Raw genomic sequence first — 23,541 nt, forward strand, 5'->3', positions numbered from 1 at the left:
CCCTGATGGTTTGACGGTCGCCGGAACGAGACCGTTGAGCCATGGCAAACCTGGCTCTGACCTCCCGTTCGCTGCCGGTCCGCGGCGTGGTGATCCCCACGCCGCGGCCGGCGCCAATCGGCGTGTTCCTGGGTGTGGTCGGCCTGGTCCTCGCCGCGTTGCTCATGGGCGGGCTCAACCTGGTCGCGTACGACCGGATGAACCCCATGAACACGACGATGTCGGACTACGTGTTCGTGCCGGGCGCGGGCTGGATGTTCCCGGCCGCCCTGCTGGCGATGTGCGCCGCGGGTGTTGGCGCCACTGTGGGCCTGGCGGCACGAGGTTTGCTCCGTGGGCTCCTGCCGAAGCTGTCGCTTGGGCTCGCCCTGGCGGGTCTGTTGCTGGCGGCGGTGTTCCCGACCGATCTGGGTGACGTGTCGCTGACCCTGTCCGCCCAGATCCACCGGTACGCGGCGGGTGTCGTGTTCTTCTGCGTCCCGATCACGGCGGTTCTCGTGGCGCGGCGCATGGGGCGGCGCCGCGCGCTGTACGTCGGCGCGACGGTCGCGTCGGTGCTGCTGGCTCTTTTCCTGACGTGTCACCTGGGGCCGATGCCGGACGCGTTGGGCGAGATGAGCGGTCTGCTGCAACGCCTGTTGTTCGTGGCGGAACTGGCGGTGCTGGGGCAGCTGATCCGGGTGGTGTCCCAACCGCGGCTCGACTACGCGCTGGCCGCCTGACCCCGCTCAGATGTGGTGTTCCCAGATCAGGCAGTCGTGGTCCTCGCAGTGATTCGGGATGCGTTGGGTGTACGTGTAGCCGGCTCGTTCGGCTACACGTTGGGACGCCTGGTTGTCCGGCCGGATCTCCAGCCACAGGTGGGTGTACCCGTTGACGTGGGCCCAGTCGGTCAGGTGGCGCAGTGCCGCCACCGCCAGGCCCCGGCCACGGGACTCCGGGCGGACCCAGTACGCCATCTCCGCGCTGCCCGGGGCGTCCGGCATCAGGCCCACCGCCGCGACCAGCCTGCCGTTCTCGAAGACGCCGAACGACGTGTCCTTCTCCCACTTGCCCAGCGCGGTCCGCGCGTCCGCCAAGGAGTACGGGCCGACCGGTGTGCGATCCCACAGCGCATGACCGGTTTCCGCGCTCGTGGCCTCCACCAGCAGCGGTGCGTCCTCTGTGGTCAGGCGACGGACGTTCACCGCTACCAGCCGCGCGGTAGTGGGGCGCCCTCCGCGAAGCCCGACGCCGACTGGATGCCCACGACCGCCTTCGCGTGGAAGTCCTCCAGCGTCGTCGCGCCGGTGTAGGTGCAGGCCGAGCGGACGCCCGAGCAGATGCTGTCCAGCAGGTCCTCCACGCTCGGGGCCGCCGGGTTCAGCTTCATGCGCGACGTCGAGATGCCCTCCTCGAACAACGCCTTCCGGGCACGGTCGAACGCGCTGTCTCCACGAGTGCGGGCCGTCACCGCGCGCTTCGACGCCATGCCGAAGCTCTCCTTGTACGGGTTGCCCTGCTCGTCGCGCAGCAGGTCGCCCGGTGACTCGTACGTGCCCGCGAACCACGAACCGACCATCACGCTCGACGCACCCGCCGCCAGCGCGAGCGCCACGTCGCGGGGATGCCGCACGCCGCCGTCCGCCCACACGCGGGCGCCCAGTTCGCGCGCCGCCTGTGCGCACTCCAGCACCGCCGAGAACTGCGGGCGGCCCACGCCGGTCATCATGCGCGTCGTGCACATGGCACCCGGGCCGACGCCGACCTTCACCACGTCCGCGCCCGCTTCCACCAGGTCACGCACGCCCTCCGCGGTGACGACGTTGCCCGCCACCACCGCCACGCCGCCGTCCCCGTGCTGCTGGACGCTCCGGCCCGCCGCGTCGACCGTCGCGCGGACGGCCTTCAGCGCGGAGATCATCTTCTCCTGGTGGCCGTGTGCGGTGTCGACCACCAGCGTGTCCACCCCGCCGTCCAGCAGCGCCTGCGCCTTGCCGGACACGTCGCCGTTCACGCCGACGGCAGCCGCCACCCGCAGGCGACCACGCCCGTCCAGCGCGGGGCGGTACAGCTCGGCCCGCAGCGCGCCGACGCCGGTCAGCACACCGGCCAGCCTGCCCTGCTCGTCGACGCCCAGCGCGATGCCCGCCGTGCGGCCGTGCAGCTGGTCGAACACCTCCCGGGGTGTGGCGCTGATCGGCATCGTCAGCACCTCCGGGTCCGCGACGTCGCCCAGCCGTGTGAAGCGGTCCACCCCCGCGCAGGCCGCCTCGTCCACGACGCCCGCCGGGCGGCCCTCGTCGTCGACGATGACCACCGCGCCGTGAGCACGCTTGGGCAGCAGGTTCAGCGCGTCCGCGACCGCGTCACCCGGCGTCAGCACCAGTGGCGTGTCCCACACGGGGTGCCGTGACTTGACCCACGACACGATGTCGCCGACCGCCGCCGGGTCCACGTCCTGCGGCAGTACGACAAGCCCGCCGCGCCGGGCCATGGTCTCCGCCATCCGCCTGCCCGCGACGGCCGTCATGTTGGCGACGACCACCGGGATGGTGGCCCCGGTGCCGTCCGAGGTCGCCAGGTCCACGTCGAACCGCGATGCCACCGCGGAGCGGTTCGGCATCAGGAAGACGTCGTCGTAGGTCAGGTCGAACGGTGGTGTGTCCGAGTAGAAGCGCACGTGTCGAGGGTACTTACGCGCCTCCCTTCCGCAGCATGGCGCGCACGGTGTCGATCGTGTCGGCCTCCGGTGGCTCCTTGTCCGGGCGGTAGCGGACCACGCGGGCGAAGCGCAGCGCGACGCCGCCCGCGTACCGCGGGCTGACCTGCACCCCGTCGAGCGCGATCTCCACCACCAGGTGCGGCTTCAGGTACACGGTCCAGTCGTCCCTGTGGTCCTCGTACTTCGGGAACTCGCTGGTCTGCCACGCCAGCAACTCGTCGGTGAGGCCCTTGAACGTCTTCCCGACCATGACCGGCGGGCCACCGTCCGGGTCGCGGGCGCCGAGGTGCAGGTTCGACAGCGTGCCGGTACGCCGCCCGTGCCCCCACTCCGCCGCCAGCACGACCAGGTCGAGCGTGTGCACCGGCTTCACCTTCCGCCACGACTTGCCGCGCCTGCCCGCCTGGTAGGTCGAGTCGAGCGACTTGACCACCACACCCTCGTGCCCGTGCCGCAGCGCGTCCGCGAGCACCTGGTCGGCCTCCTCCTGCGACGGCTCCAGCGCACCCGGGATCACCAGCTCGCCAACCGTCTCGCGCAGCGCGGTGTTGCGTTCCCGCAGCGGCGCGTCGATCAGGTCCCTGCCATCCAGGTGCATGCAGTCGAAGAAGTACGGGTGCAGCAGCAGCTCCCGCTCACTGGTCGCCCCGAACCGGCTCATGGTCTCCTGGAACGGTCGCGGCCTGCCGTCGTCCGCGAGCGCCAGGGTCTCCCCGTCCAGCACGACCTGCCGTGCGGGCAGCTTCCGCACCAGCTCCACCAACTCCGGTACCGCGGCCGTGATCTCCCGCAGGGTGCGGGTGTAGACGTGGACCTCGTCACCGTTCTTGTGCACCTGGATGCGGGCACCGTCCAGCTTGTACTCGACGACGCACCGGCCGCCGCCGTCGAGGGCCGCCTCCAGGTTCTCCGCGGGCGAGGCCAGCATCGGCCGGATCGGCCTGCCCAGCCGCAGCCCGAACGTGTTCAGGGCCGCCGTGCCGCCCGTGAGAGCGGCCGCGGCGGTGTCGGGTAACTGGCCGGAGAGCATGAACGCCCGCCGGACCGTCTCCTTGTCGACCTCGGCCGCCTTCGCGATGGCGTCGAGCATGACGCCCTCCAGCGCCCCCTGCCGGAGCTCACCGGTGAGCAGCCGTAAGAGGAAGCTCTGCTCGTCCTTGGTGGCGGCGCCGAACAGGCCGCCGAGTAACTCGTTGCGACGGGCGGTCGAGCCCTTGCCGCTGGTCGCCGCCACCTCGTCGAAGGCGCGGTCGACCTCGGCGACCGTGAGACCGGGCTGGTCGGCCGGGGTCTCGCGCAGTTTGACCAACGTGTGCCAGCCCGCGCCGATGCGGCCCTGCAGCGGTGTCCCCGCGAGGAACGCGACGACCGCGCGGACCTGGTCACCGGCACGGCGCAGCAGGCCGGCCAGGGCGTCGACCTTGGCCAACCGGGATCGGGTCGCGGACACCGCCGAGGAGGTGGTGACCACGTCGTTGAGCAACACGTCAGCCATGATGCACCGCACCACCGACAATTTCCGGAGACCGGCGCTGCCTGTGGACAACCGGGTGACCTGTGGACAACTCGGTGTTGACCTTGACCAAGGGGCAAGGCCCACGGTGGTGCTGTCAGAACGAGGAGGGGTCGTGGAGCTGCTCACCATCGGCGAGTTCGCCAGGGCGTCCCGCCTGTCCGCCAAGGCGTTGCGGCTCTATGACGAGCTGGGCCTGTTGCGTCCTGTCGTCGTGGACCCGGTCAACGGGTACCGGCGGTACTCGCCCGACCAGCTGGAGACCGCGCGGGTCGTCGCCTGGCTGCGGCGGATCGGGATGCCGCTCGCCGAGATCCGGGCCGTCGTCGGCATGCCCGCGGACCAGGCGGCCGCGGCGGTCGCCGGGTACTGGCGGCGGGTCGAGGACGACACCGAGAACAGGCGGCAGCTCGCGGCCGTCCTCGTCGAGTACCTGTCCGGAAGGAACACCGCTGTGTCCACATCACTTGCCGTCAAGTACGCCGTCCGCACCGACAGGGGCCTGGTCAGGGTCGCCAACCAGGACTTCGCGTTCGCCGGGGAGCGGGTCTTCGCCGTCGCGGACGGCTTCGGGTACCACGGGACCCGTGCCTCTCGCGCCGCTGTCGACGCGGTGCGGCAGGTCGCGGTCGGCGACCTCCTCAACGCCATGGACGACGCCGCCAGGAACGCGAACGAAGCCGTCAAGGGCCTCGACGACAGCGGGACCACCCTCACCGCGCTCATCTGGGCGGGCTCGCGGCTCGGGCTCGTCCACATCGGCGACTCGCGCGCCTACCTGCTGCGTGGCGGCGAACTGTTCCAGATCACCCATGACGACACCGTCGTGCAGTCCATGGTGGACGAGGGGAAGCTGTTGCCGGACGAGGTCGCGTCGCACCCGCAGCGGTCCATCCTCCTCAAGGCGCTGACCGGTGACATGAGCCCTGGCGTGCAGGTGCGGGACGTGCGGGCCGGGGACCGTTACCTGCTCTGCTCCGACGGGCTGCACACCGTGCTCGACCTCGGGACGATCGCGCGGGTGCTCGCCGAGGACGAGCCGCAGCAGGCCGTCGACCGGCTCGTGGGTCTCGCCAACGACGCGGGCGGACCCGACAACATCAGCTGCGTCGTCGCGCACCTCATCGCACAGTGAGCGCGATTTCCTTTACTGCTTCCCGTAATCGATCGGGTGACGTGGCCGCGTAGCCGATCACCAGTCCGGGGTACGTGCCCAACCGCGTGTATCCGGACAGCGCGGGCGCGTGGATGCCCGCGTCATCCAATCGTTGCGAGACAAGGGAATCGTCGGTGCCCGCGGGTAGCCTGAGAACAACATGAAGGCCGGCGGCGACGCCGATCGGTTGCCACGCGGGCACATGCTCGGCCACCGCCGTCAACAAGGCGTCACGACGACGGCGGTAGGCCGAGCGGGTGCGGCGCAGGTGACGGTCGTAACCACCGCCGCGCAACAGACCGGCGAACGCGGCCTGCGGGAGAGGAGAACAACCGAGATCAGTCAATTGCTTGCGGGACACGATGTTCGCACGCAACGCGGGGGGCAACACCAGCCAGCCCAGCCGCAGCGCGGGTGCGAGGGTCTTGCTCACGCTGCCCAGGTAGGCGACATGGCCCGGGTCCATCGCCTGCATCGCGCGTAGGGCAGGACGGTCGTAGCGGTGTTCGGCGTCGTAGTCGTCCTCGATGATCACGCCGTCGTGCTCGCGGGCCCACGCCAGCAACGCGTGTCTGCGGGCCGGGTGGAGAGTCGTGCCCAGCGGGAACTGGTGAGCCGCCGTCACCACGACCGCGCGCACGTTCGGCGGCAGCGCGGACACCACCAGTCCGTCGCGGTCCACCGGAACGGGGACCGGACGCAGGCCGTGCTCACGCAGCAGGTCCGCCTGTCCGGGGTGGCCGGGGTCCTCCACGGCGATCGCGTCGTGCCCCTGCGCGCGCAGTACGGCCGTGAGCACGGACAGGGCCTCCGCGCCGCCGTGGGTGATCGCCACGTCGTCGGCCGTCGCGGTGACCGCCCGGACGCGGCCCAGGTAGGCGGCCAGTTCGGTGCGGAGCTCCGGCAGGCCTGCCGGGTCGGGGTAGCCCAGGGCCTCGTCCGGTAGTTCGGCCAGGGCGGCGCGGGTGGCCGCGACCCACTCGGCGCGAGGGAACTCGCTCAGCGCGGGCAGGCCGGGGCGCAGGTCGTAGCGCCACTGCCGGGCCGTCGGCGCCGGGGGTGCGACCGGTGCCGGGGCGGCCAGCGTGGACGCGACCGTCGTGCCCGAGCCGCGCTTCGCGGTCAGGTAGCCCTCGGCCGTGAGCTGACCGTACGCGGCGGTCACCGTGCCACGGGCGACGCCGAGCTGGGCGGCCAGGTCGCGGCTCGACGGGAGTCGCACGCCCGGGGCGAGCTGTCCGTCGCGGATCGCCCCGCGCAGCGCGGACTCGACGGCGCGGCCCCGGCCGGACGCGCCGTCGGGCAGGAGCAGCTCCCGCAAAGTGGTCCAGTTAGCAGTCATCGAAGTGGAGCTTACGTATGTACCAATGATTCGGCGACAGTGTGGTCGTGCAACGTGAGACCACTCCCCGGGCCGGACGTGCCATCGGACTCGCCTCAGTCGCGTCGGTGCTGGTCGGGGCCGCGGTGCCCGTGACCGGGCTGCTTGACGGCTACCCCGTGTTGTCGGCCCAGGCCGTTCGCTACGCGATCGGTGCCGTGCTGCTGCTCGGCTGGCTCCTCGTGACCGGACGGCGCGTGCCGGTGCCGTCCGCGCGGGACCTCGTCGGGCTCGGCGTGATGGTCGGGTTCGGCATGCTCGGGTTCAACGCGCTGATCCTGGTGGGGCAGCGGTACGCGACGCCCGGGTTCATCGCGGCCATGCTCGGCGCGTCGCCGCTGGTGCTCGCGGTGGCGGCACCCGCGTTGCGGGGCAGGCGGCCGGCACCGTTCGCGGTGGCGGGAGCCGTGGTCGTGGGGTTCGGCGTGGTCGTGCTCAGCGGCGGTGGGTCGTGGCACGGGCCGGGGCTGGTGCTCGCGGTGCTGGTGATGGCCTGCGAGGTGGCGTTCACGCTCGGTGGTGTCGGTGTCGTGGCGCGGCTGGGTGCGCTGGCCGCGTCGATGTGGTCGTGCGTGCTCGCCGCGGTCGGCGGAGCCGTGCTGGCCACGTTCCTGGACGGCACGGGTGCGTGGCCGACGCCGAGCGGGACCGAGCTGGCGGCGATCGTCGTGCTCGGGTCGCTGGTGACGGCCGTCGCGTTCGGGTTCTGGTACACGGGCGTGTCGGTGCTCGGCGCGGATCGCGTGGGTGTGCTGGTCGGGCTGATGCCGGTCGCCGGGCTCGTGGCCGCCGTGGTGCTGGGGCGCCAGCCGCTGACGCTGGTCGCGGCCGGCGGCGCGGCGCTCGTCGCCGCCGGCTGCGCACTCGGACTCGCGCGCCCGCGGCAGGGCGCGCGCGGAACCGGTCAGCCGCCGCGGGCCATGCGCAGCACGTCGAGTGCCTCGTCGAGCTGAGCCTCGGTGAGCTTGCCGTTCTCGACGTGGCCGCGTTCCAGCACGACCTCGCGGATGGTCTTGCGCTCCTTGAGCGACTGCTTCGCGATGGCGGCCGCCTCCTCGTAGCCGAGGTAGCGGTTGAGCGGGGTGACGATCGACGGGGACGACTCGGCCAGCTCACGCATGCGGTCCGCGTTGGCCTCGACGCCGGCGAACACCTTGTCCGCCAGTAGCCGGGCGACCGCGGACAGCAGACGCGCCGACTCGAGCACGTTCCGCGCGATGACCGGAAGCATCACGTTGAGCTGGAAGTTGCCCTGCGAGCCCGCGAACGCGACCGCGGCGTCGTTGCCGATCACCTGGGCGACCGCCATCATCGTGGCCTCGGAGATCACCGGATTCACCTTGCCCGGCATGATCGAGCTGCCCGGCTGCAGGTCCGGCAGCGCCAGCTCGCCGAGGCCGGTGCGCGGGCCGGAACCGAGCCAGCGGACGTCGTTGGCGATCTTGAACAGTGCCACGGCGACGGCCCTGAGCTGCCCGGACGCCTCGACGACGCTGTCCTGGGAGGCCTGCGCCTCGAAGTGGTCCCTGGCCTCGGTGAGCGGCAGGTTGGTCAGCCGTGCCAGCTCCTCGGCGACCGCGGCGCCGAAGCCCTCGGGGGCGTTCAGGCCGCTGCCGACGGCGGTGCCGCCGATCGGCAGCTCACCGAGCCTGGGCAGCGTGTCCGTGAGGCGTTCGACGCCGTAGCGGACCTGCGCGGCCCACGCCCCGGCCTCCTGGCCGAGCGTCACCGGGACGGCGTCCATGAGGTGGGTACGCCCCGACTTCACCAGGTCGGCCCACTCGGCGGCGCGGCCCTCGACTACCTCGGCGAGGTGGGTCAGCGCGGGGATGACGTCGCGGACGACGGCCTCGGTCGCGGCGACGTGGATGGTCGTCGGGAACGTGTCGTTCGACGACTGCGACGCGTTGACGTGGTCGTTCGGGTGCACGTCCCGGCCGAGGGCGCGGGTGGCGAGGGTCGCGATCACCTCGTTGGCGTTCATGTTCGACGACGTGCCCGAGCCGGTCTGGAACACGTCGATCGGGAAGTGGTCGTCGTGTTTGCCCTCCGCGACCTCGTCCGACGCGGCGGCGATGGCCTGCGCGACGTCGGCGTCCAGCACGCCGAGGCGCTCGTTCACGCGTGCGGCGGCGCCCTTCAGCAGGCCGAGCGCACGGATCTGCGTGCGCTCTAGGCCGCGGCCCGAGATGGGGAAGTTCTCGACGGCGCGCTGGGTCTGGGCCCGCCAGAGTGCCGCGGCGGGCACCTTGACCTCGCCCATCGTGTCGTGCTCGATCCTGAACTGATTCTCGGTCATGTAACCAGTTTGATCGCCCAACTGGGCGCGCGCCCGGGTAGCTTGTGGTGTTGCCGGACACGTTCTCCCACCACGCCGGGTAGGTGCGCATGAGTTCCGTAGAGACCCCGTCCGAGGTTGACCTGCTGATCGTCGGAGCGGGTCCGACCGGGCTGTACGCGGCCTACTACGCGGGCTTCCGCGAACTGTCCACCGCGATCGTCGACGCGCTGCCGGAGGCGGGCGGGCAGGTGACCGCCATGTACCCGGAGAAGAAGATCTTCGACGTCGCGGGCTTCCCGTCGATCATCGGGCGCGACCTGGTGTCCGCGCTCGTGGAGCAGGCGGACCAGTTCAAGCCGACGTACCTGCTGGGGCGCAAGGCGCGCACGGTGACCGAGCTCGACGACGGCGGCTACCTCGTCGGGCTCGACGACGGCGCCGAGCTGCGGGTCGGCGCGATCCTCATCACCGCGGGCATGGGCGAGTTCTCGCCGCGGCCGCTGCCCGCCGGTGACGGGTGGCTCGGGCGCGGCATGGTGCACTTCGTGCCCGCGCTGGAGGAGCACCGGGACCAGGACGTGGTGGTCGTCGGCGGCGGTGACTCGGCGTTCGACTGGGCGCTGTCGCTGCACCCGATCGCCAAGTCGGTGACGATCGTCCACCGGCGCAACAAGTTCCGTGCGTTCGCGGCGACGGTGCGGCAGGTGCGGGAGCTGGGCGTGCCGATCATCACCGACGCGCAGGTGACCGAGCTGCGCGGCGACGACGGCGGCCTCAAAGAGGTGGAGCTGGCGGTCGCGTCGGATCCCGCGCCGGTGGTGCTGCCCGCGCAGACCGTGGTGGCGGCGCTCGGGTTCACCGCGGACCTCGGGCCGATCGAGTCGTGGGGTCTGGAGATCACGCGTCGCGCGGTCGCGGTGGACACCACGATGAGGACGGCACGGGACCGGATCTACGCGGCGGGCGACATCGCCGCGTACCCGGGCAAGGTGAAGCTGATCGCGACCGGTTTCGGCGAGGCGGCGACGGCGGTGAACAACATCGCGGTGGCGCTCAACCCGGACGCGCACCTGTTCCCTGGACATTCGAGCGACGTGAGTTAGGTGGGCGCCACGGCGGTGATGGCCGTGCACTTCGTGGTGCTGGCCTACATCGTCCTGGGTGCGTTCCTCGCGTGGCGGTGGCCGCGCGCGTTGCTCGTGCACGTGCCGTTCCTGGTGTGGGGCCTGGGGAACGTGTTCCTCGGGTTCGTGTGCCCGTTGACCGAGCTGGAGAACCGGCTGCGCGGGCGGGACGGCGACCCGGACGGGTTCATCGCGGAGTACCTGGACGGGGTGCTGTACCCGGACGAGTACCTGGTGGCGTCGCGGGTGCTCGCGGCGCTGGTGGTGGTCGTGGGGTACGTGGGCGCGATCGTGGTGTGGCGCCGCCGGCGGGCGGCGGCCTCCGGCCCCCGGTTGCCAGCGTACCGGCGGGGGCCGACAGCGACGGGGCGTTGACGGCCGGGTTGTGGACACCTCGGCACGGTTGTGGACAACTTCCTTGTGGCGGCACGGAATTGTCGGTGGGCGCGGGTAGCGTGGTTCGAGGGGGCCGGAGGCCAGCCGGGGTCGCACCGGCCGCGCGGGTCAGGCCACCACTTGGACCAGCGCTCCCACGTGCAGCGTGGTGAAGAACTCCTGGGCGTTGGCCATCTCCAGGCGGATGCAGCCGTGGGAGTCCTCGTTCAGCTCGCCCTCGTGGAACGCGATGCCGCCGGGGGCGAAGAACACCGAGTACGGCATCGGGTCGCCGTAGATGCTGCTCGTGTGTTCCTGGTCCTTCCACGCCACCGGCCAGGTGCCCGTCGGGGTCGGGTTCGTCGTGCCGCCGTGGGTGATCCGGACCGGGCCCAGCAGCACCTTGCCGTTGTTCATCAGCCATGCCTGCCTCGCCGACAGGCTCACGCACGCGCTGATGCCCCGGCCGCACGGAGGTGGTGGCGGCGGCGGTGGAGCCACCACCGTCGTGGTGGTCGTGGCCGGAGGTTGGGTGTGGCTGGGGGTTGGGCCGGTCGCCGCCTGTGTCGCGCACGCCGACAGCAGGGTTGTGGCCAGTAGGGCGAGGCAGGCCAGTCCGCGTCTCATGTCCACCTTCCGCGGGTGATCGTGGGGCACCACTGGTTACCCACGACGTACTCGCGGTAAAGGTTGCGATTACGCGACGACCTGCACCGTGTCGCCCACCGCCAGTGCGTTGTAGTACGTCTCGGCGGCCGCCGGGGACAGGTGGATGCAGCCGTGCGACAGGTCGGTCAGGCTGCCTTCGTGGAACGCGATCCCGCCGTTGAAGAACACCGAGAACGGCATCGGGGCGCCGTCGAACTCCGACGACTTGTGGTCGATGTCCTTCCACCCGACGTTGAACGTGCCCGGCGGGGTCTCCCAGCCCGGCCTGCCGTGGGTGATCGGCACCGGGCCGTAGCTCACGGCACCGTCGTCGAGCAGCCACGACTTGTTCGCGGACAGGTCGATACAGGCGTCCACACCGGCACCGCACGGGACACCGGCCGGCGGTGGGGGCGGTGGGGGCGTTTCCTTCACGATGGTCTCGTTCGCCGCCGCCACCTTCGGCAGCGGTGGCATCGGCACCTCGGGCACGGTGGTCGGCGTCGTCGACGTCGTGGTGGTCGGTGCGGGCTGGGTGGGGGACGGGGCGGCGGTCGGGGTGCTCGCGCACGCCGACAGGAAGCCGATGACCGCGATCGCGAAACCTGCCAGTAGTCTCGTCCGCATGTCGTGAGGACGCCACGAACCGGGTGGGCGTTGTCGTGGTAATCCAACCGTGACAAGCGAAATGCCGCACCCACCTCGGTGAATGCGGCATTTCGAACTAATCGGTCAGCCGGTGTGCTGTGCGATCCAGTCCGCGTAGGCCGTCGCGTCCGTGTAGATCGACGGGCCGGTCGCGCACGTCGAGTCGTTGTTGCCGCTGCGGCTCGTCACGCCGATCAGCTGCCAGCCGCTGCCGTCGCCCACGATCTGCGGGCCACCCGAGTCGCCGTAGCAGGCGCCCGCGTTGCCGCCCGGGTTGCTCGTGCACAGCTCGAGCGCGCCGTCGATGCCGGTGCAGTCACCCGCGTCGAGCACCGCGACGTCGAGCTGCTGCAGGTAGTCCGGCGCGCCGCAGCCACCCGGCTCCGGGCACGTCTGGCCCCAGCCGAGCAGCCGGGACGCGGTGCCCACCGGCGCGTCCCCGGCCAGCGCGACCGGCGCGGACGTGGCGGGTGCGGCCAGCTTGACCAGCGCGATGTCGTTGCCCGCCGACACCCCGTCGTAGTCCTCGTGGACGATGATCTCGGCGGCCTGCGCCTCCTCGCCGCCCGAGGCGTACTCGTTGCTGCCGATCCGCAGCCCCACACTCTCCGCCGACGTGCCCTGCACGCAGTGCGCCGCGGTCAGCACCCAGTCGGCGCCGATCAGCGAACCGCCGCAGAAGTGGCTGCCGCCGTCCTGCAGGGAAACCATGAACGAGTAGGTCTGGTCCGCGTCGCCGCCACCCACGATCATCGGCGTCACGCCGGGGTCGTCGGCCGCCGCCGAACCCACCCCGGCGAACGCCGTTGCCGCACCGGCGAGAAGGCCCACGACCAGAGAACGTGCCCGCATTCTCTCTCCTCCCACGGCCCGTGCCCGGTTGTCGGGCACTGTGCGGAAGGTAGATGACCTGCGGGAACGCCGGGCACCCTCGAAAGTAGGGCGGCCGGGAATTCCCTACCATCGTCGGGTTGGTCCGAAGTGGACAGTCTACGGCAGCGGCGGGATGGAGTGCTCCGCCGTGGCGTCGGCCGGCCGGTCGAAGTCCACTGTGGAGTATCGGCGGAGCTTCTCCAGGCGGTGGAAGCCGTCGATCATCCGCACGGTGCCGGACTTCGAGCGCATCACGATCGACTGCGTCGTGCAGCCGCCGCTGCGGTAGTGCACGCCGCGCAGCAGGTCACCGTCGGTGATGCCGGTCGCGCAGAAGAACGCGTTGTCGCCGCTCACCAGGTCGTCGGTGCGCAGCACGCGGTCCAGGTCGTGGCCGGCCTGGATCGCCTTGTCGCGCTCGGCGTCGTCCTTCGGCCACAGGCGGCCCTGGATCTCGCCGCCCATGCACTTCAGCGCGCACGCCGCGATGATGCCCTCCGGCGTGCCGCCGATGCCCATCAGCATGTCGACACCGGTGTTGGGGCGCGCGGCCGAGATGGCGCCCGCGACGTCGCCGTCGGAGATGAAGTGGATGCGGGCGCCTGCCTCGCGGACCGCCCTGACCAGGTCGGCGTGCCGGGCGCGGTCGAGGATGCACACGGTCACGTCGGACACGTCGGTGTGCTTGGCCTTCGCGACCCGCCGGATGTTCTCGTCGACCGGCGCGGTGATGTCGATGACGTCGGCCGCCTCCGGACCGACCGCCAGCTTCTCCATGTAGAACACGGCCGACGGGTCGAACATCGCGCCCCGCTCGGTGGCCGCGAGCACCGCGATCGCGTTCGGCATGCCCTTCGACATCAGCGTCGTCCCGTCGATCGGGTCGACCGCCACGTCGCACTCGGGGCCCGCGCCGTTGCCGACGTGCTCGCCGTTGTAGAGCATCGGCGCGTGGTCCTTCTCGCCCTCGCCGATGACCACGACACCGCGCATCGACACGGTGCCGATGAGCTTGCGCATGGCGTCGACCGCCGCGCCGTCGCCGCCGTTCTTGTCGCCGCGGCCGACCCACCGGCCCGCGGCCATGGCCGCCGCCTCCGTGACCCGGACCAGCTCCAGCGCGAGGTTGCGGTCCGGCTCCTCCGGCCTGCGTTCCTGGCTCCTGGGCTGGGTCGTGGTGGTCATGCCGTCCTCCCGGAATCGCGCACGTCACGGACTCACCGATCCTCCCAGAATTCGGGATGCCGTGGTCGGTGAGCGTGCGTGAGGGTCGTCTCGGCCGGTTTGCGAGTATGGGCCGGTGACGGACAAGCCTGAGCGCGGCAGCCTGCGGATGCGGGACATGATCGGTGCGGTGGTCGTGCTCCTGGTGATCATCGGCGCGATCCTGGCCTTCTACGGCGGCTGCCAGTTCAGCCCCGGCGGGCCCACGGTCGACCCGAACACGGCGCCGAGCGCGGACGCCTCGGGCGAGCTGCGGCGGGCGGCCAGGTCGGCGGCGTTCCCCGTGCGTGAGCCCGAGGTGCCGAAGGGGTGGCGGGCCAACTCGACGTCGACCACCGCTGTCGGCACCGGTGCCACCGCGAGCGTGGTCGTGCGGGTCGGTTTCGTGACGACCGCGGGCGCGTTCGTGCAGCTCAGCCAGTCCGGCGGGGACGCGGCCGAGGTGGTGGCCAAGGAGGCGGGCCACACCGAGCCGCCGAAGCCGACCGGGACCGTCGACGTCGAGGGCGTCACCTGGACCACCTACCCCGGGCGACGCGACGAGGACGCCTGGGTGGCCGAGCTGGACGACGTCGTCCTGCTGGTCACCGGCAGCGCGCCCGAGTCGGAGTTCCGGCAGCTCGCGAAGGCCGCCCAGGAGGCGACCCCGCTACCGCGCTGACGCCCGCCAGCAGCCGCTCAGGTGGTCGTCGACCATGCCGGTCGCCTGCATCAGCGCGTAGGCGGTCGTCGGGCCCACGAACGCGAAGCCGCGCTTCTTCAGCGCCTTCGCCATGGCCTTCGACTCGTCGGTGACCGCGGGGACGTCCGAGAGCAGCTTCGGCCGCCGCCGCCTGCCCTTCGGGGCGAACGACCACAGGAGGTCGTCGAGGGGCACGTCCAGGTCGGCGATGGCCTGGGCGTTGCGGATCGTCGCGTCGATCTTGGCGCGGTTGCGCACGATCGCGGCGTCGTCCATCAGCCGTTCGACGTCCTCGGGGCCGAACTCGGCGACCTTCTTGGGCTCGAAGCCCGCGAACGCGCGCCGGAACGCCTCCCGCTTGCGCAGGATCGTCAGCCACGACAGCCCGGACTGGAACGCCTCCAGGGACAGCCGCTCGTACAGCGCGGCCTCGCCGTGCAGCTCGACGCCCCACTCCTCGTCGTGGTACGCGGCGTAGTCCTCGGTGGTGTTTCCCCACGGGCAGCGCCGCACGCCGTCCGCGCCTGGCAGCGCGGCCGTCACTCGCCCGCCCCGCCGCGCGCGGCGCGCTCACGCAGCTCGGCGTTCTCCGCCCGTAAGTCGTCCAGCTCGACGGACAGGCGGCGTAGGACCCAGTCGACCTCGGACATCTTGTAGCCGCGGACGACGAGCTGGAACCGGACGTCCCGCACGTCCTCGGCCGTCACCCCCGACGAGGGCAGCCGGGTGGGCGAGGCCCCCGGCGGCAGCGCGGGCAGCTCCTCACCCCGCCCGAAGACGACCGAGGCCAGCAGGAACACCACGGCCGCCACGAGCATCATGACGACCAGGTAGATCAGTGCTGTTGTCACGCGAGGGATGGTGTCATACACCACCGACAATCAGCGCACGAGCAACTCACGCATCGGGGGCCGGTCCGCGACGACCACACCGGACGTGTCCGGCAGCCACTCGTCGGCCACCTGCACGAACTGCGTCAGCGTGCCGGCGTGCGACGGCAGCAGCCCGCAGCGCGCCAGTGCCGTGCCCAGGATCTGCCGCGCCATCAGGCCCAGCGCGCGCAGCGGCTGGTTGCGGTGCCTGCGCACCCCCAGGTTCACCTGCGCGATCCCGTCCAGCCCCACGATGGCGTGCACGTCGAGCAGCAGCCCGATCTCCACGCCGTAGCCGGACGCGAACGGCACCGCCTCCAGCAGCTCACGCGTGCCCGCGTACTCGCCGCCGAGCGGCTGGATCACGCCGGTCAGCTCGGGCCGCAGCGTCGACAGCAGCGGGCGCGCCATCAGCTCGGTCACCCGGCCACCGCCCGCCCCGGAGGCGCCCTCGGACGTCAGCGGCCGCCGGTAGAAGCCCTTGACCAGGTGGATGTCCGGCTCGGTCAGCATCGGGCCGAGCAGCCTCGGCACGAACTCCGGGTCCGGGTCGACCAGGTCCGAGTCGAGGAACACCAGCAGGTCACCGGTGGTCGCCGCGAGCGACCGCCACAGCACCTCGCCCTTGCCGGGCACGGGTTCCAGCTCGGGGAGGACGTCGGTCCGGCGGACGACCCGCGCCCCCGCCGCGAGCGACACCTCGACCGTCCGGTCCGTCGACCCCGAGTCCACCACCACCAGCTCGTCCACGAGCGAGCCCAGCAGCGGCCGGACCGAGGCGATCACGTCGGCGACGGTCGCCTCCTCGTTCAACGCGGGCAACACCACGCTGACCGTGCGGGAGCCCTTGGCGGCCACCAGGTCCGGCACTGTCCACGAAGGACTCTGCCAGGTCCGCTCCGCGAACCACGCGTGCGCGTCGGCGTGCATCACGCCAGCGCCCGCAGGCACCGGGTCGGCGGGCGGGTGCCCCTGATACTCGCCACCATCTCGACCACCTTCCTGGTCCTGGACACCTCGTGCGCGCGGAACACCCGCGCGCCGGCCATCGCCGCGACGGACGTCGCGGCGAGCGTGCCGTCCACTCGGTCGGACACCGCCGCGCCGAGCGTCTCCCCGATGAAGTCCTTGTTGGACAACGCCATCAGCACCGGCCAGCCGGTGCCCACCAGCTCGTCGAGCCGCCGCAGCAGCTCGAGGCCGTGCCAGGTGTTCTTGCCGAAGTCGTGCGTCGGGTCGATCAGCACCCCTTCGCGGGGCACACCGAGCGCCACCATCCGCTCCGCGCGGGCGACCAGCTCCTCGGTGACGTCGGCGACCACGTCGGTGTACCGGACCCGGTGCGGGTCGGTGCGCGGCGCGACGCCGCCGGTGTGGGAGCAGACGATGCCCGCGCCGTACTCGGCCGCGGCCTCGGCGAGCAGGGGGTCCGCACCCGCCCACGTGTCGTTGACCAGGTCGGCGCCGGCCGCGCAGGCCGCGCGGCCGACCTCGTGCCGCCAGGTGTCCACGCTGATGACCAGGTGCGGGTACCGGTCCCGCACCTGCTCGAGGAACGGCACGACCCGGCGGATCTCCTCGTCCGTGCCCACGTGCTCGCCGTGCGCACCGGCACGGACGCCGCCGACGTCGACGATGTCCGCGCCCTCGGCGACGACGCGGTCCACCGCGGCCAGGGCCTCCCGGTCGCCGAAGGTGGCGCCCCGGTCGTAGAAGGAGTCCCTGGTGCGGTTGACGATCGCCATCACCAGTGCGCGGTCCTGGGGGACCTCACGGCCGCCGAAGCGAAGTGTGCTCACCTCGCAAGGGTGCCATGGTGCGCGGGGGAAATCCGGACGCGATACACCGAGGTCACAATTGGTGACCTACGGGAAACACCCCTCAGTGCGTCTCTTCCCAGGCCTGGTAGGCCTCCTCGACCACCCGCACGGCGTCGTCGACGTCGTCGGTGAGGTGCAGCAGCGCGAGGTCCTTCTCGCCGATCTTGCCCTCGGCGAGCAGGCTGTCCCGCAGCCAGTTGTACAGACCCTCCCAGTAGGACCGTCCGAAGAGGACAACCGGGAACTTGGTGACCTTCTTGGTCTGCACCAAGGTCAGCGCCTCGAACAGCTCGTCGAGCGTGCCGAACCCGCCCGGCAGGCAGATGAACGCCTGCGAGTACTTGATGAACATCGTCTTGCGGGCGAAGAAATACCGGAAGTTGACGCCGAGGTCCACCCACGGGTTGATGCCCTGCTCGAACGGCAGCTCGATGCCGAGACCGATCGACAGCCCGCCCGCCTCGGAGCAGCCGCGGTTGACCGCCTCCATGGCACCGGGGCCACCGCCGGTGATCGCCGCGTACCCCGCCTTGGCGAGCGCGGCGCCGATCTCCATGCCGAGCTTGTACTCCGGGTGGTCGCGCTGCGTGCGCGCCGATCCGAACACCGTCACCGCGCGCGGCACCTCGGCCAGCGCGCCGAACCCCTCGACGAACTCGGCCTGGATGCGCAGGACCCGCCACGGGTCGGTGTGCACCCAGTCGCCCTTGCCGCGGGAGTCGAGCAGCCGCTGGTCGGTCGTCGACGACTCGTCCCGCCGCGACCTGCGCAGCACGACCGGTCCGCGCTGCTTCTCGGCCGGGTGCTCGTTGTCCTCCTGCTGGATAGTCACGCGCGCGAGTCTAGGCGTTCCAGCCGCGGAGATTGTCGCGAACGGCACCCAACGCGAACCCGAGCAGGTTCAGGCCCCGCCACCGCGCCGGGTCGGACGCGCGCGGGTCGTCCTCGCGGAGCCCGATGCCCCAGATCCGGTCGAGTGGGCTGGCCTCGACGAGCACGCGGTCGCCGGTGCCGAGCAGGTACTTCCCCAGTTCCTCGTGCCGGCCGAACTTGAGCGTGTTGCCGTCGACGACGATCTCGGAGCGGTTGGCCTCCCAGGCGGCCTGGTCGAAGTTCCTGACCTGGCGGCCCAGATCCCTGGCCGACCTCGGGTGGCCGGCGGCGAGGACGCGCTCCGCGGTGCCGTGGTCGTCGAACAGGACCGCCTTGCGCCACATCATGTAGTGCTCGGCGGTGGCGAAGGTGTGCTCGTCGTCGGTGAACGACGACGGGTGCCACTGGCTGAGGCAGTTCTCGGGGCCCCAGAAGAACACGAACTCCACCCGCTCGCCGGCGGCGACGGCCTTCTCCACGTCGGCAACGGAACGCATGCCGGACATGGTGGCGCGGCCGGTGGGTCAGGCGCGAGTGAATTCGAGACCGGGGGCGCCCTCCCAGGCGCCGACGTAGAGGAGGTCGAACGAGTCGAAGCCGTTGGCGCGGAGCTTGAGCACGACGTTCTCCTTGACGGCCACGAAGAACTCGCTGGGGCGCCGCGGGTCGTCGATCACCTGGTGGGTGGCGAACAGGGTGCGGTCGAGCATCGAGAAGAGGGCCGCGTGGACGGCGTTCTTGTGCGTCTGGCGGGCGTCTTCGCTCCACTCGGCGAGCACGTCCGAGCCGAACTGCATCCGGCACCGCGGGAGGGTGGCCGCGGGCTCGTTGTGGTTCTTCATGGCGTGGCTCCTGCCTGGCGGGGTCTTTGGTGGCGTACTTATAAGATATCGCCGTTATATAACACCGTCAATGAGTGGTGACGGGTGCGCACGTGGGGAGAAGCGGCGCTGCGAAGGGCGCGGCCGACGTGCTGAAGGGGTCCTTCGTCACCCTCAGGGTGAGGAAGGACCCCTTCAGGACAGGGCTCAGGACAGGAAGCGGTTCAGCACGTCCACGCAGCGGGTGATCTGCGCCATCGGGACGTTCTCCTCGTGGGTGTGGCACAGCACGGGGTCGCCAGGGCCGAAGTTCACCGCGGGCATGCCCAGCGCGGCGAAGCGGGCCACGTCCGTCCACCCCAGCTTCGCGACCGGGGCGCCACCGGCGGCCGTCACCAGCTCCGCCGCGGCCGGGGCCGACAGGCCGGGCAACGCGCCCGCCGCCATGTCCGTCACCCTCAGGTCGTAGCCCGCGAAGACCTCGCGCAGGTGGGCTTCCGCGTCGGCGGGTGTCCGGTCCGGGGCGAAGCGGTGGTTGACCGTCAGCACGGCCTCGTCCGGGACGACGTTGCCGCTCACCCCGCCGCCGACGCGCACGGCCTGCAGGCCTTCGTGGTACGTGCACCCGTCGATGTCGACCACGCGCGGCTCGTAGGCGGCCAGCGTGGCCAGCGCGCCGGACAGCGCGTGGATCGCGTTCGAGCCCATCCACGCCCGCGCGGTGTGCGCCCGCTTGCCGGACGTGCGCAGCTCGGCCCGCATCGTGCCCTGGCAGCCCGCCTCGACCACCGCGTTCGACGGTTCGCACACGATCGCCAGGTCGCCGGCCAGCCACTCCGGCAGCTCACGTTCGATGCGGCCGAGGCCGTTGCGTTCGGCCTCGACCTCCTCGCAGTCGTAGAACACGAACGTCACGTCGTGACGCGGGTCGGCGAGCGTGGCGGCCAGGTGCAGCATGACCGCGTCGCCGCTCTTCATGTCGACGGTGCCCAGGCCGTGCAGGTAGCCGTAGGTCCGGCGGACCGGGAAGTTGTCGTTCACCGGCACTGTGTCCAGGTGGCCAGCCATGACCACCCGGGAACCGCGGCGAAGCGACGTGCGGGCCAGCACCGCGTTGCCGGACCTGGCCACCTCCAGGTGCGGGGCCTGGGCGCGCAACGCGGCCTCGACGGACTCGGCGATCAGGGCCTCGTCGCCGGAGACGCTGGGAATGTCCACGAGCGCGGCGGTCAGCTCGACGGGGTCACCGGCAAGATCCAGTTCAACGGGCACGCCGCACACGCTACCGACCGGCCTTCCGGTTACCGTTGCTGCCGTGACTAGTGCAGACACCACCGGAGCGCTCGGCGTCGGCCTCGCGACGGTCACCGACGACGGCACCGTGCTCGACACCTGGTTCCCGAACCCCAAGCTGGACGACAACGCCGTGCCGGGCACGCAGCGGCTCTCCGAGCAGCAGGCCGCCGACGAGCTGGGCGCCGGGGTGTCGGCGCTGCTCGGACCCGACGACGCCCGCGCCGTCGAGGTCGTCGCGGTGCGCACCGGCACCACCGACCTGTCCACGCCGCCCGTCGACGCCTACGACGTCTACCTGCGGTTGCACCTGCTGTCGGCGCGCCTGGTCCAGCCGCACGGGTGCAACCTCGACGGCATCTTCGGGCTGCTGTCCAACGTCGTGTGGACCAACCACGGGCCGTGCCGCGTCGACGGTTTCGCCGCCACCCGCCTGCGCCTGCGCGCCCGGGGGGCGGTCACGGTGTACGGGGTCGACAAGTTCCCCAGGATGGTCGACTACGTGGTCCCGTCCGGCGTGCGGATCGGCGACGCCGACCGGGTGCGGCTCGGCGCGCACCTCGCCACCGGCACGACCGTCATGCACGAGGGCTTCGTCAACTACAACGCGGGCACGCTGGGCGCGTCCATGGTGGAGGGCCGGATCTCGGCGGGCGTCGTGGTCGGCGACGGCTCCGACGTCGGCGGTGGCGCGTCGATCATGGGCACGCTGTCCGGCGGCGGCAAGGAGACCATCTCGCTCGGCGAGGGCTGCCTCATCGGCGCGAACGCGGGCATCGGCATCTCGCTGGGCGACAACTGCGTCGTCGAGGCCGGGCTGTACGTCACGGCCGGGACGAAGGTGACGCTGCCCGACGGCAAGCTCGTGAAGGCGCTCGAGCTGTCCGGTGCGGACAACCTGCTGTTCCGCCGCAACTCCGCGACCGGTGCGGTCGAGGTCGTCGCGCGAACGGGAGCCGGCGTCGAGTTGAACGCGGCGTTGCACGCGAACTAACACCTAATATCGATGGATGTCCGCTGACACGCTGCAGGCCAGGTTGGCTGAACAGGCACGCGAGCTGACCGTCCAGGCCGAGGTCGCGCTCGCCGACACCGACCCGGAAGGGGTGCACCAGCTCCGCGTCGCCGTGCGGCGTGCGCGTGCGGCCCTGAAGACGTCCGGCGGGTACGACGAGCTGACGGCCGAGCTGCGGTGGATCTTCCGCAAGCTCGGCCCGCTCCGCGACCTCGACGTGCTGCTGGCGCGCTTCCGCGGCGACACGGCCGGGTTCTCACCCGACGAACTGGCCGCGGTCGACCGGCTGCTCGCCGGGCTCGTCGCGGAGCGGGGGAAGGCACTGCGGCGGGCGTCCAAGGCGTTGCGGGACGAGCGGTTCACACGGCTCGTCGGGTCCCTGGACGCCGCGACGCCGTCCGAGGGCGCGGCCGGGCTGGACCTGGTCGCGGAGATCGGCAGGCCCCACGACCGGCTCCGCGCCGAGGTGGCCGCGATCGGGACCGAACCGGCCGACGAGCAGCTGCACGAGCTGCGGATCTTCGGGAAGAAGCTGCGGTACGTGGCGGAGATGTCCACCGGCAAGGACGTCAAGTCGCTGGTCAAGGCCACGAAGCGGTTCCAGGACGTGCTGGGCGATTTCCACGACGCCTGCGTCGCCGAGGAACGCGTGCGGGCGCTGACACCGGGTGACCTGGACGAGGCGTTCGTGGCCGGGCGGCTGGTCGAGCGGGAACGGGCCAAGCAACTCCAGATGCGCGCGGAATGGTACGACGCGTGGCTCGAGGTCGACCGTCGCGCGCGGGCGCTACGCGGTTAGCCGCTTCGCCGCCGCCTCGACGCGTTCGTCGGTCGCCGTGAGCGCGATCCGGACGTGCCTGTCGCCGGTCGGCCCGTAGAACGTGCCCGGGGCGGCCAGGATGCCGCGTTCAGCCAGCCAGTCGACGGTGACCCACGCGTCCTCGCCGCGGGTCGACCACAGGTACAGGCCGGCCTCGGAGTGGTCGATCGTGAACCCGGCGGCCTCCAGCGCGGGCTTCAGCACCGCCCGCCGGGCGGCGTAGCAGGCCTTCTGCGTGGCCACGTGCTCGTCGTCGGCCAGCGCCGCGGTCATCGCCGCCTGCACCGGGTGCGGGACGATCATGCCCGCGTGCTTGCGGACCGCCAGCAGCCGCTCGACCAGCGCGGGGTCCCCGGTGACGTACCCGGCGCGGTACCCGGCCAGGTTCGACGACTTCGACAGCGAGTGCACCGCGAGCACGCCGTCGTGGGAGCCGCCGCTGACCGACTCGTGCAGCACCGACACCGGCTCGGTCTCCCAGCCCAGCGACAGGTAGCACTCGTCGGACACCACGACCGTGCCCCGTGCGCGGGCCCAGTCCACCACCTTGCGCAGGTGTTCGGGCGGCAGCACGCGGCCGGTCGGGTTCGACGGGGAGTTCAGCCACACGAGCTTCGGCGTGGCCGGACCGACGGCGACCGTGCTGTCCGTGCGCAGCACGTCGGCACCGGCGAGGCGCGTGCCGACCTCGTAGGTCGGGTAGGCGAGCGACGGGAGCACCACCAGGTCGCCCGCGCCGACGCCGAGCAGCGTCGGCAGCCACGCCACCAGCTCCTTCGAGCCGATCGTGGGCAGCACGGCGACCGGGTCGACCAGCACCCCGTACCGCCGCGCGAGCGCGTCGGCCGCGGCCTGGCGCAGCGCGGGGGTGCCGTGGGTCGTCGGGTAGCCGGGGATCCAGGCGGCGCCGGTCAGCGCCTCCTGGATGACCGTGGGCACCGCGTCGACCGGGGTGCCCACCGACAGGTCCACCAGGCCGTCCGGGTGCGCACGGGCCTTCGCGCCGGCGTCCGCCAGCGTGTCCCAGGGGAAGTCGGGTAGGCGAGCCTTCACTCGTCGTGCTGGACCGGGGGGAGGTCCTTGATCCACTGGGGGTCGTTCGAGGTCTTGCCGACCTTGGCCGCGCCGCCCGGGGAGCCGAGCTCGTCGAAGAAGTCGACGTTGGCCTTGGTGTAGTCCTTCCACTGGTCGGGGACGTCGTCCTCGTAGTAGATGGCCTCCACGGGGCACACCGGCTCACAGGCGCCGCAGTCAACGCACTCGTCGGGGTGGATGTACAGCATCCGGTCACCCTCGTAGATGCAGTCGACCGGGCACTCCTCGATGCATGCCTTGTCGAGCAGGTCGACGCACGGCTCGGCGATCACGTAGGTCACTGCTTCTCCTGTTTGATGTCCAGCGTGTCCAGCAAGGCACGA

The 23,541-nt window shown here is 71.5% G+C and carries 27 protein-coding genes; 8 read left to right on the forward strand and 19 right to left on the reverse strand.

What is annotated here, in order from left to right:
• Positions 1-41: 41 nt before the first annotated feature.
• A complete protein-coding gene (locus tag ACIBVP_RS33730; RefSeq protein ID WP_396110486.1) occupies positions 42-722 on the forward strand; it encodes a DUF998 domain-containing protein in 681 nt (226 codons plus the stop codon).
• 6 nt (positions 723-728) lie between these two features.
• Here the strand turns inward: ACIBVP_RS33730 and ACIBVP_RS33735 are convergent, their stop codons facing one another.
• From ACIBVP_RS33735 to ACIBVP_RS33745, 3 genes are read right to left on the reverse strand one after another with little or no spacing between them, the layout of a single operon-like run.
• A complete protein-coding gene (locus ACIBVP_RS33735) occupies positions 729-1,187 on the reverse strand; it encodes a GNAT family N-acetyltransferase (RefSeq protein WP_396110487.1) in 459 nt (152 codons plus the stop codon).
• Between the two features lie 2 nt (positions 1,188-1,189).
• Positions 1,190-2,662, reverse strand: a complete 1,473-nt coding sequence (locus ACIBVP_RS33740) for a GuaB1 family IMP dehydrogenase-related protein (protein ID WP_396110488.1) — start codon at positions 2,660-2,662, stop codon at positions 1,190-1,192.
• A gap of 13 nt (positions 2,663-2,675) precedes the next feature.
• Entirely contained in the window at positions 2,676-4,190 is a 1,515-nt protein-coding gene (locus tag ACIBVP_RS33745; RefSeq protein ID WP_396110660.1) for an ATP-dependent DNA ligase, read from the reverse strand.
• Positions 4,191-4,332: 142 nt separating this feature from the next.
• Between ACIBVP_RS33745 and ACIBVP_RS33750 the strand changes: the two genes are divergently transcribed.
• Positions 4,333-5,352 (forward strand): MerR family transcriptional regulator, encoded by a 1,020-nt coding sequence (locus ACIBVP_RS33750; RefSeq protein WP_396110489.1) that lies wholly within the window; start codon positions 4,333-4,335, stop codon positions 5,350-5,352.
• Here ACIBVP_RS33750 and ACIBVP_RS33755 read toward each other — a convergent pair.
• Positions 5,339-6,715 (reverse strand): PLP-dependent aminotransferase family protein, encoded by a 1,377-nt coding sequence (locus ACIBVP_RS33755; RefSeq protein ID WP_396110490.1) that lies wholly within the window; start codon positions 6,713-6,715, stop codon positions 5,339-5,341. The two genes, ACIBVP_RS33750 and ACIBVP_RS33755, sit on opposite strands and share 14 nt — an antisense overlap.
• Positions 6,716-6,762: 47 nt before the next feature.
• Here ACIBVP_RS33755 and ACIBVP_RS33760 point away from each other — a divergent pair, with 47 nt between their 5' ends.
• Positions 6,763-7,707, forward strand: coding sequence for a DMT family transporter (locus tag ACIBVP_RS33760; RefSeq protein WP_396110491.1), 945 nt, complete (start codon positions 6,763-6,765; stop codon positions 7,705-7,707).
• Here ACIBVP_RS33760 and ACIBVP_RS33765 read toward each other — a convergent pair.
• The gene (locus ACIBVP_RS33765; protein ID WP_396110492.1) at positions 7,659-9,053 is read right to left on the reverse strand and encodes a class II fumarate hydratase; all 1,395 of its coding nucleotides are present in this window, start codon (positions 9,051-9,053) and stop codon (positions 7,659-7,661) included. The two genes, ACIBVP_RS33760 and ACIBVP_RS33765, sit on opposite strands and share 49 nt — an antisense overlap.
• Before the next feature lie 89 nt (positions 9,054-9,142).
• Here ACIBVP_RS33765 and ACIBVP_RS33770 point away from each other — a divergent pair, with 89 nt between their 5' ends.
• Entirely contained in the window at positions 9,143-10,138 is a 996-nt protein-coding gene (locus ACIBVP_RS33770; RefSeq protein WP_396110493.1) for an NAD(P)/FAD-dependent oxidoreductase, read from the forward strand.
• Positions 10,139-10,534: a DUF2784 domain-containing protein gene (locus ACIBVP_RS33775; protein ID WP_396110494.1), complete on the forward strand. Its 396-nt coding sequence runs from the start codon at positions 10,139-10,141 to the stop codon at positions 10,532-10,534.
• A gap of 129 nt (positions 10,535-10,663) precedes the next feature.
• Here ACIBVP_RS33775 and ACIBVP_RS33780 read toward each other — a convergent pair whose 3' ends face one another.
• The 4 genes from ACIBVP_RS33780 to glpX all read right to left on the reverse strand — a co-directional run bounded on the left by ACIBVP_RS33780 (position 10,664) and on the right by glpX (position 13,888).
• Positions 10,664-11,161, reverse strand: a complete 498-nt coding sequence (locus tag ACIBVP_RS33780) for a L,D-transpeptidase (protein WP_396110495.1) — start codon at positions 11,159-11,161, stop codon at positions 10,664-10,666.
• A gap of 69 nt (positions 11,162-11,230) precedes the next feature.
• Complete coding sequence (locus ACIBVP_RS33785) at positions 11,231-11,809, reverse strand: L,D-transpeptidase (protein WP_396110496.1); 579 nt, start codon at positions 11,807-11,809, stop codon at positions 11,231-11,233.
• A 105-nt stretch (positions 11,810-11,914) separates the two neighbouring features.
• A complete protein-coding gene (locus tag ACIBVP_RS33790; RefSeq protein WP_396110497.1) occupies positions 11,915-12,682 on the reverse strand; it encodes a S1 family peptidase in 768 nt (255 codons plus the stop codon).
• 138 nt (positions 12,683-12,820) lie between these two features.
• The gene (gene glpX, locus ACIBVP_RS33795) at positions 12,821-13,888 is read right to left on the reverse strand and encodes a class II fructose-bisphosphatase (protein ID WP_396110498.1); all 1,068 of its coding nucleotides are present in this window, start codon (positions 13,886-13,888) and stop codon (positions 12,821-12,823) included.
• Positions 13,889-14,003: 115 nt separating this feature from the next.
• Here glpX and ACIBVP_RS33800 point away from each other — a divergent pair, with 115 nt between their 5' ends.
• Positions 14,004-14,588 (forward strand): DUF4245 domain-containing protein, encoded by a 585-nt coding sequence (locus tag ACIBVP_RS33800; RefSeq protein ID WP_396110499.1) that lies wholly within the window; start codon positions 14,004-14,006, stop codon positions 14,586-14,588.
• Here the strand turns inward: ACIBVP_RS33800 and ACIBVP_RS33805 are convergent.
• The 8 genes from ACIBVP_RS33805 to dapE all read right to left on the reverse strand — a co-directional run bounded on the left by ACIBVP_RS33805 (position 14,577) and on the right by dapE (position 20,267).
• Positions 14,577-15,152 (reverse strand): DNA-3-methyladenine glycosylase I, encoded by a 576-nt coding sequence (locus ACIBVP_RS33805; protein ID WP_396110500.1) that lies wholly within the window; start codon positions 15,150-15,152, stop codon positions 14,577-14,579. The genes ACIBVP_RS33800 and ACIBVP_RS33805 overlap by 12 nt on opposite strands.
• Positions 15,149-15,460 (reverse strand): DivIVA domain-containing protein, encoded by a 312-nt coding sequence (locus ACIBVP_RS33810; RefSeq protein ID WP_396110501.1) that lies wholly within the window; start codon positions 15,458-15,460, stop codon positions 15,149-15,151. Before ACIBVP_RS33810 ends, ACIBVP_RS33805 begins: the two co-directional genes overlap by 4 nt.
• 30 nt (positions 15,461-15,490) lie before the next feature.
• Positions 15,491-16,411, reverse strand: a complete 921-nt coding sequence (locus ACIBVP_RS33815) for a glucosyl-3-phosphoglycerate synthase (RefSeq protein ID WP_396110661.1) — start codon at positions 16,409-16,411, stop codon at positions 15,491-15,493.
• Positions 16,411-17,280 carry a dihydropteroate synthase gene (folP, locus tag ACIBVP_RS33820; RefSeq protein WP_396110502.1) on the reverse strand — a complete coding sequence of 290 codons (870 nt, stop codon included), beginning with the start codon at positions 17,278-17,280 and terminating at the stop codon, positions 16,411-16,413. Before folP ends, ACIBVP_RS33815 begins: the two co-directional genes overlap by 1 nt.
• Positions 17,281-17,362: 82 nt before the next feature.
• Complete coding sequence (locus ACIBVP_RS33825) at positions 17,363-18,133, reverse strand: TIGR00730 family Rossman fold protein (RefSeq protein WP_396110503.1); 771 nt, start codon at positions 18,131-18,133, stop codon at positions 17,363-17,365.
• A gap of 10 nt (positions 18,134-18,143) precedes the next feature.
• Positions 18,144-18,671: an NADAR family protein gene (locus tag ACIBVP_RS33830; protein WP_396110504.1), complete on the reverse strand. Its 528-nt coding sequence runs from the start codon at positions 18,669-18,671 to the stop codon at positions 18,144-18,146.
• A gap of 27 nt (positions 18,672-18,698) precedes the next feature.
• Positions 18,699-19,016 (reverse strand): DUF6235 family protein, encoded by a 318-nt coding sequence (locus ACIBVP_RS33835; RefSeq protein WP_396110505.1) that lies wholly within the window; start codon positions 19,014-19,016, stop codon positions 18,699-18,701.
• A gap of 186 nt (positions 19,017-19,202) precedes the next feature.
• Positions 19,203-20,267, reverse strand: coding sequence for a succinyl-diaminopimelate desuccinylase (gene dapE / locus ACIBVP_RS33840; RefSeq protein WP_396110506.1), 1,065 nt, complete (start codon positions 20,265-20,267; stop codon positions 19,203-19,205).
• Between the two features lie 43 nt (positions 20,268-20,310).
• Here dapE and dapD point away from each other — a divergent pair, with 43 nt between their 5' ends.
• Entirely contained in the window at positions 20,311-21,282 is a 972-nt protein-coding gene (dapD, locus tag ACIBVP_RS33845) for a 2,3,4,5-tetrahydropyridine-2,6-dicarboxylate N-succinyltransferase (RefSeq protein WP_396110508.1), read from the forward strand.
• Positions 21,283-21,298: 16 nt separating this feature from the next.
• Positions 21,299-22,102: a CHAD domain-containing protein gene (locus ACIBVP_RS33850; RefSeq protein WP_396110509.1), complete on the forward strand. Its 804-nt coding sequence runs from the start codon at positions 21,299-21,301 to the stop codon at positions 22,100-22,102.
• Here the strand turns inward: ACIBVP_RS33850 and dapC are convergent.
• Positions 22,091-23,176: a succinyldiaminopimelate transaminase gene (gene dapC, locus ACIBVP_RS33855; protein WP_396110510.1), complete on the reverse strand. Its 1,086-nt coding sequence runs from the start codon at positions 23,174-23,176 to the stop codon at positions 22,091-22,093. The genes ACIBVP_RS33850 and dapC overlap by 12 nt on opposite strands.
• A complete protein-coding gene (gene fdxA, locus ACIBVP_RS33860; protein ID WP_396110511.1) occupies positions 23,173-23,499 on the reverse strand; it encodes a ferredoxin in 327 nt (108 codons plus the stop codon). The genes dapC and fdxA overlap by 4 nt, the downstream gene beginning before the upstream one ends.
• Positions 23,500-23,541 lie beyond the last annotated feature (42 nt).

The sequence above is a fragment of the Actinophytocola sp. NPDC049390 genome (genome assembly GCF_044466355.1).
Taxonomy (GTDB): domain Bacteria; phylum Actinomycetota; class Actinomycetes; order Mycobacteriales; family Pseudonocardiaceae; genus Actinophytocola.

Bases quoted from the DNA above. Each gene is read 5' to 3' on its own strand.
- ACIBVP_RS33755 (WP_396110490.1), bottom strand. From the start codon at position 6,715: ATGACTGCTAACTGGACCACTTTGCGGGAGCTGCTCCTGCCCGACGGC.
- ACIBVP_RS33830 (WP_396110504.1), bottom strand. From the start codon at position 18,671: ATGCGTTCCGTTGCCGACGTGGAGAAGGCCGTCGCCGCCGGCGAGCGG.
- ACIBVP_RS33850 (WP_396110509.1), top strand. From the start codon at position 21,299: ATGTCCGCTGACACGCTGCAGGCCAGGTTGGCTGAACAGGCACGCGAG.
- ACIBVP_RS33730 (WP_396110486.1), top strand. From the start codon at position 42: ATGGCAAACCTGGCTCTGACCTCCCGTTCGCTGCCGGTCCGCGGCGTG.
- ACIBVP_RS33770 (WP_396110493.1), top strand. From the start codon at position 9,143: ATGAGTTCCGTAGAGACCCCGTCCGAGGTTGACCTGCTGATCGTCGGA.
- ACIBVP_RS33790 (WP_396110497.1), bottom strand. From the start codon at position 12,682: ATGCGGGCACGTTCTCTGGTCGTGGGCCTTCTCGCCGGTGCGGCAACG.
- ACIBVP_RS33815 (WP_396110661.1), bottom strand. From the start codon at position 16,411: ATGCACGCCGACGCGCACGCGTGGTTCGCGGAGCGGACCTGGCAGAGT.
- ACIBVP_RS33835 (WP_396110505.1), bottom strand. From the start codon at position 19,016: ATGAAGAACCACAACGAGCCCGCGGCCACCCTCCCGCGGTGCCGGATG.
- ACIBVP_RS33765 (WP_396110492.1), bottom strand. From the start codon at position 9,053: ATGACCGAGAATCAGTTCAGGATCGAGCACGACACGATGGGCGAGGTC.
- ACIBVP_RS33785 (WP_396110496.1), bottom strand. From the start codon at position 11,809: ATGCGGACGAGACTACTGGCAGGTTTCGCGATCGCGGTCATCGGCTTC.
- ACIBVP_RS33780 (WP_396110495.1), bottom strand. From the start codon at position 11,161: ATGAGACGCGGACTGGCCTGCCTCGCCCTACTGGCCACAACCCTGCTG.
- glpX (WP_396110498.1), bottom strand. From the start codon at position 13,888: ATGACCACCACGACCCAGCCCAGGAGCCAGGAACGCAGGCCGGAGGAG.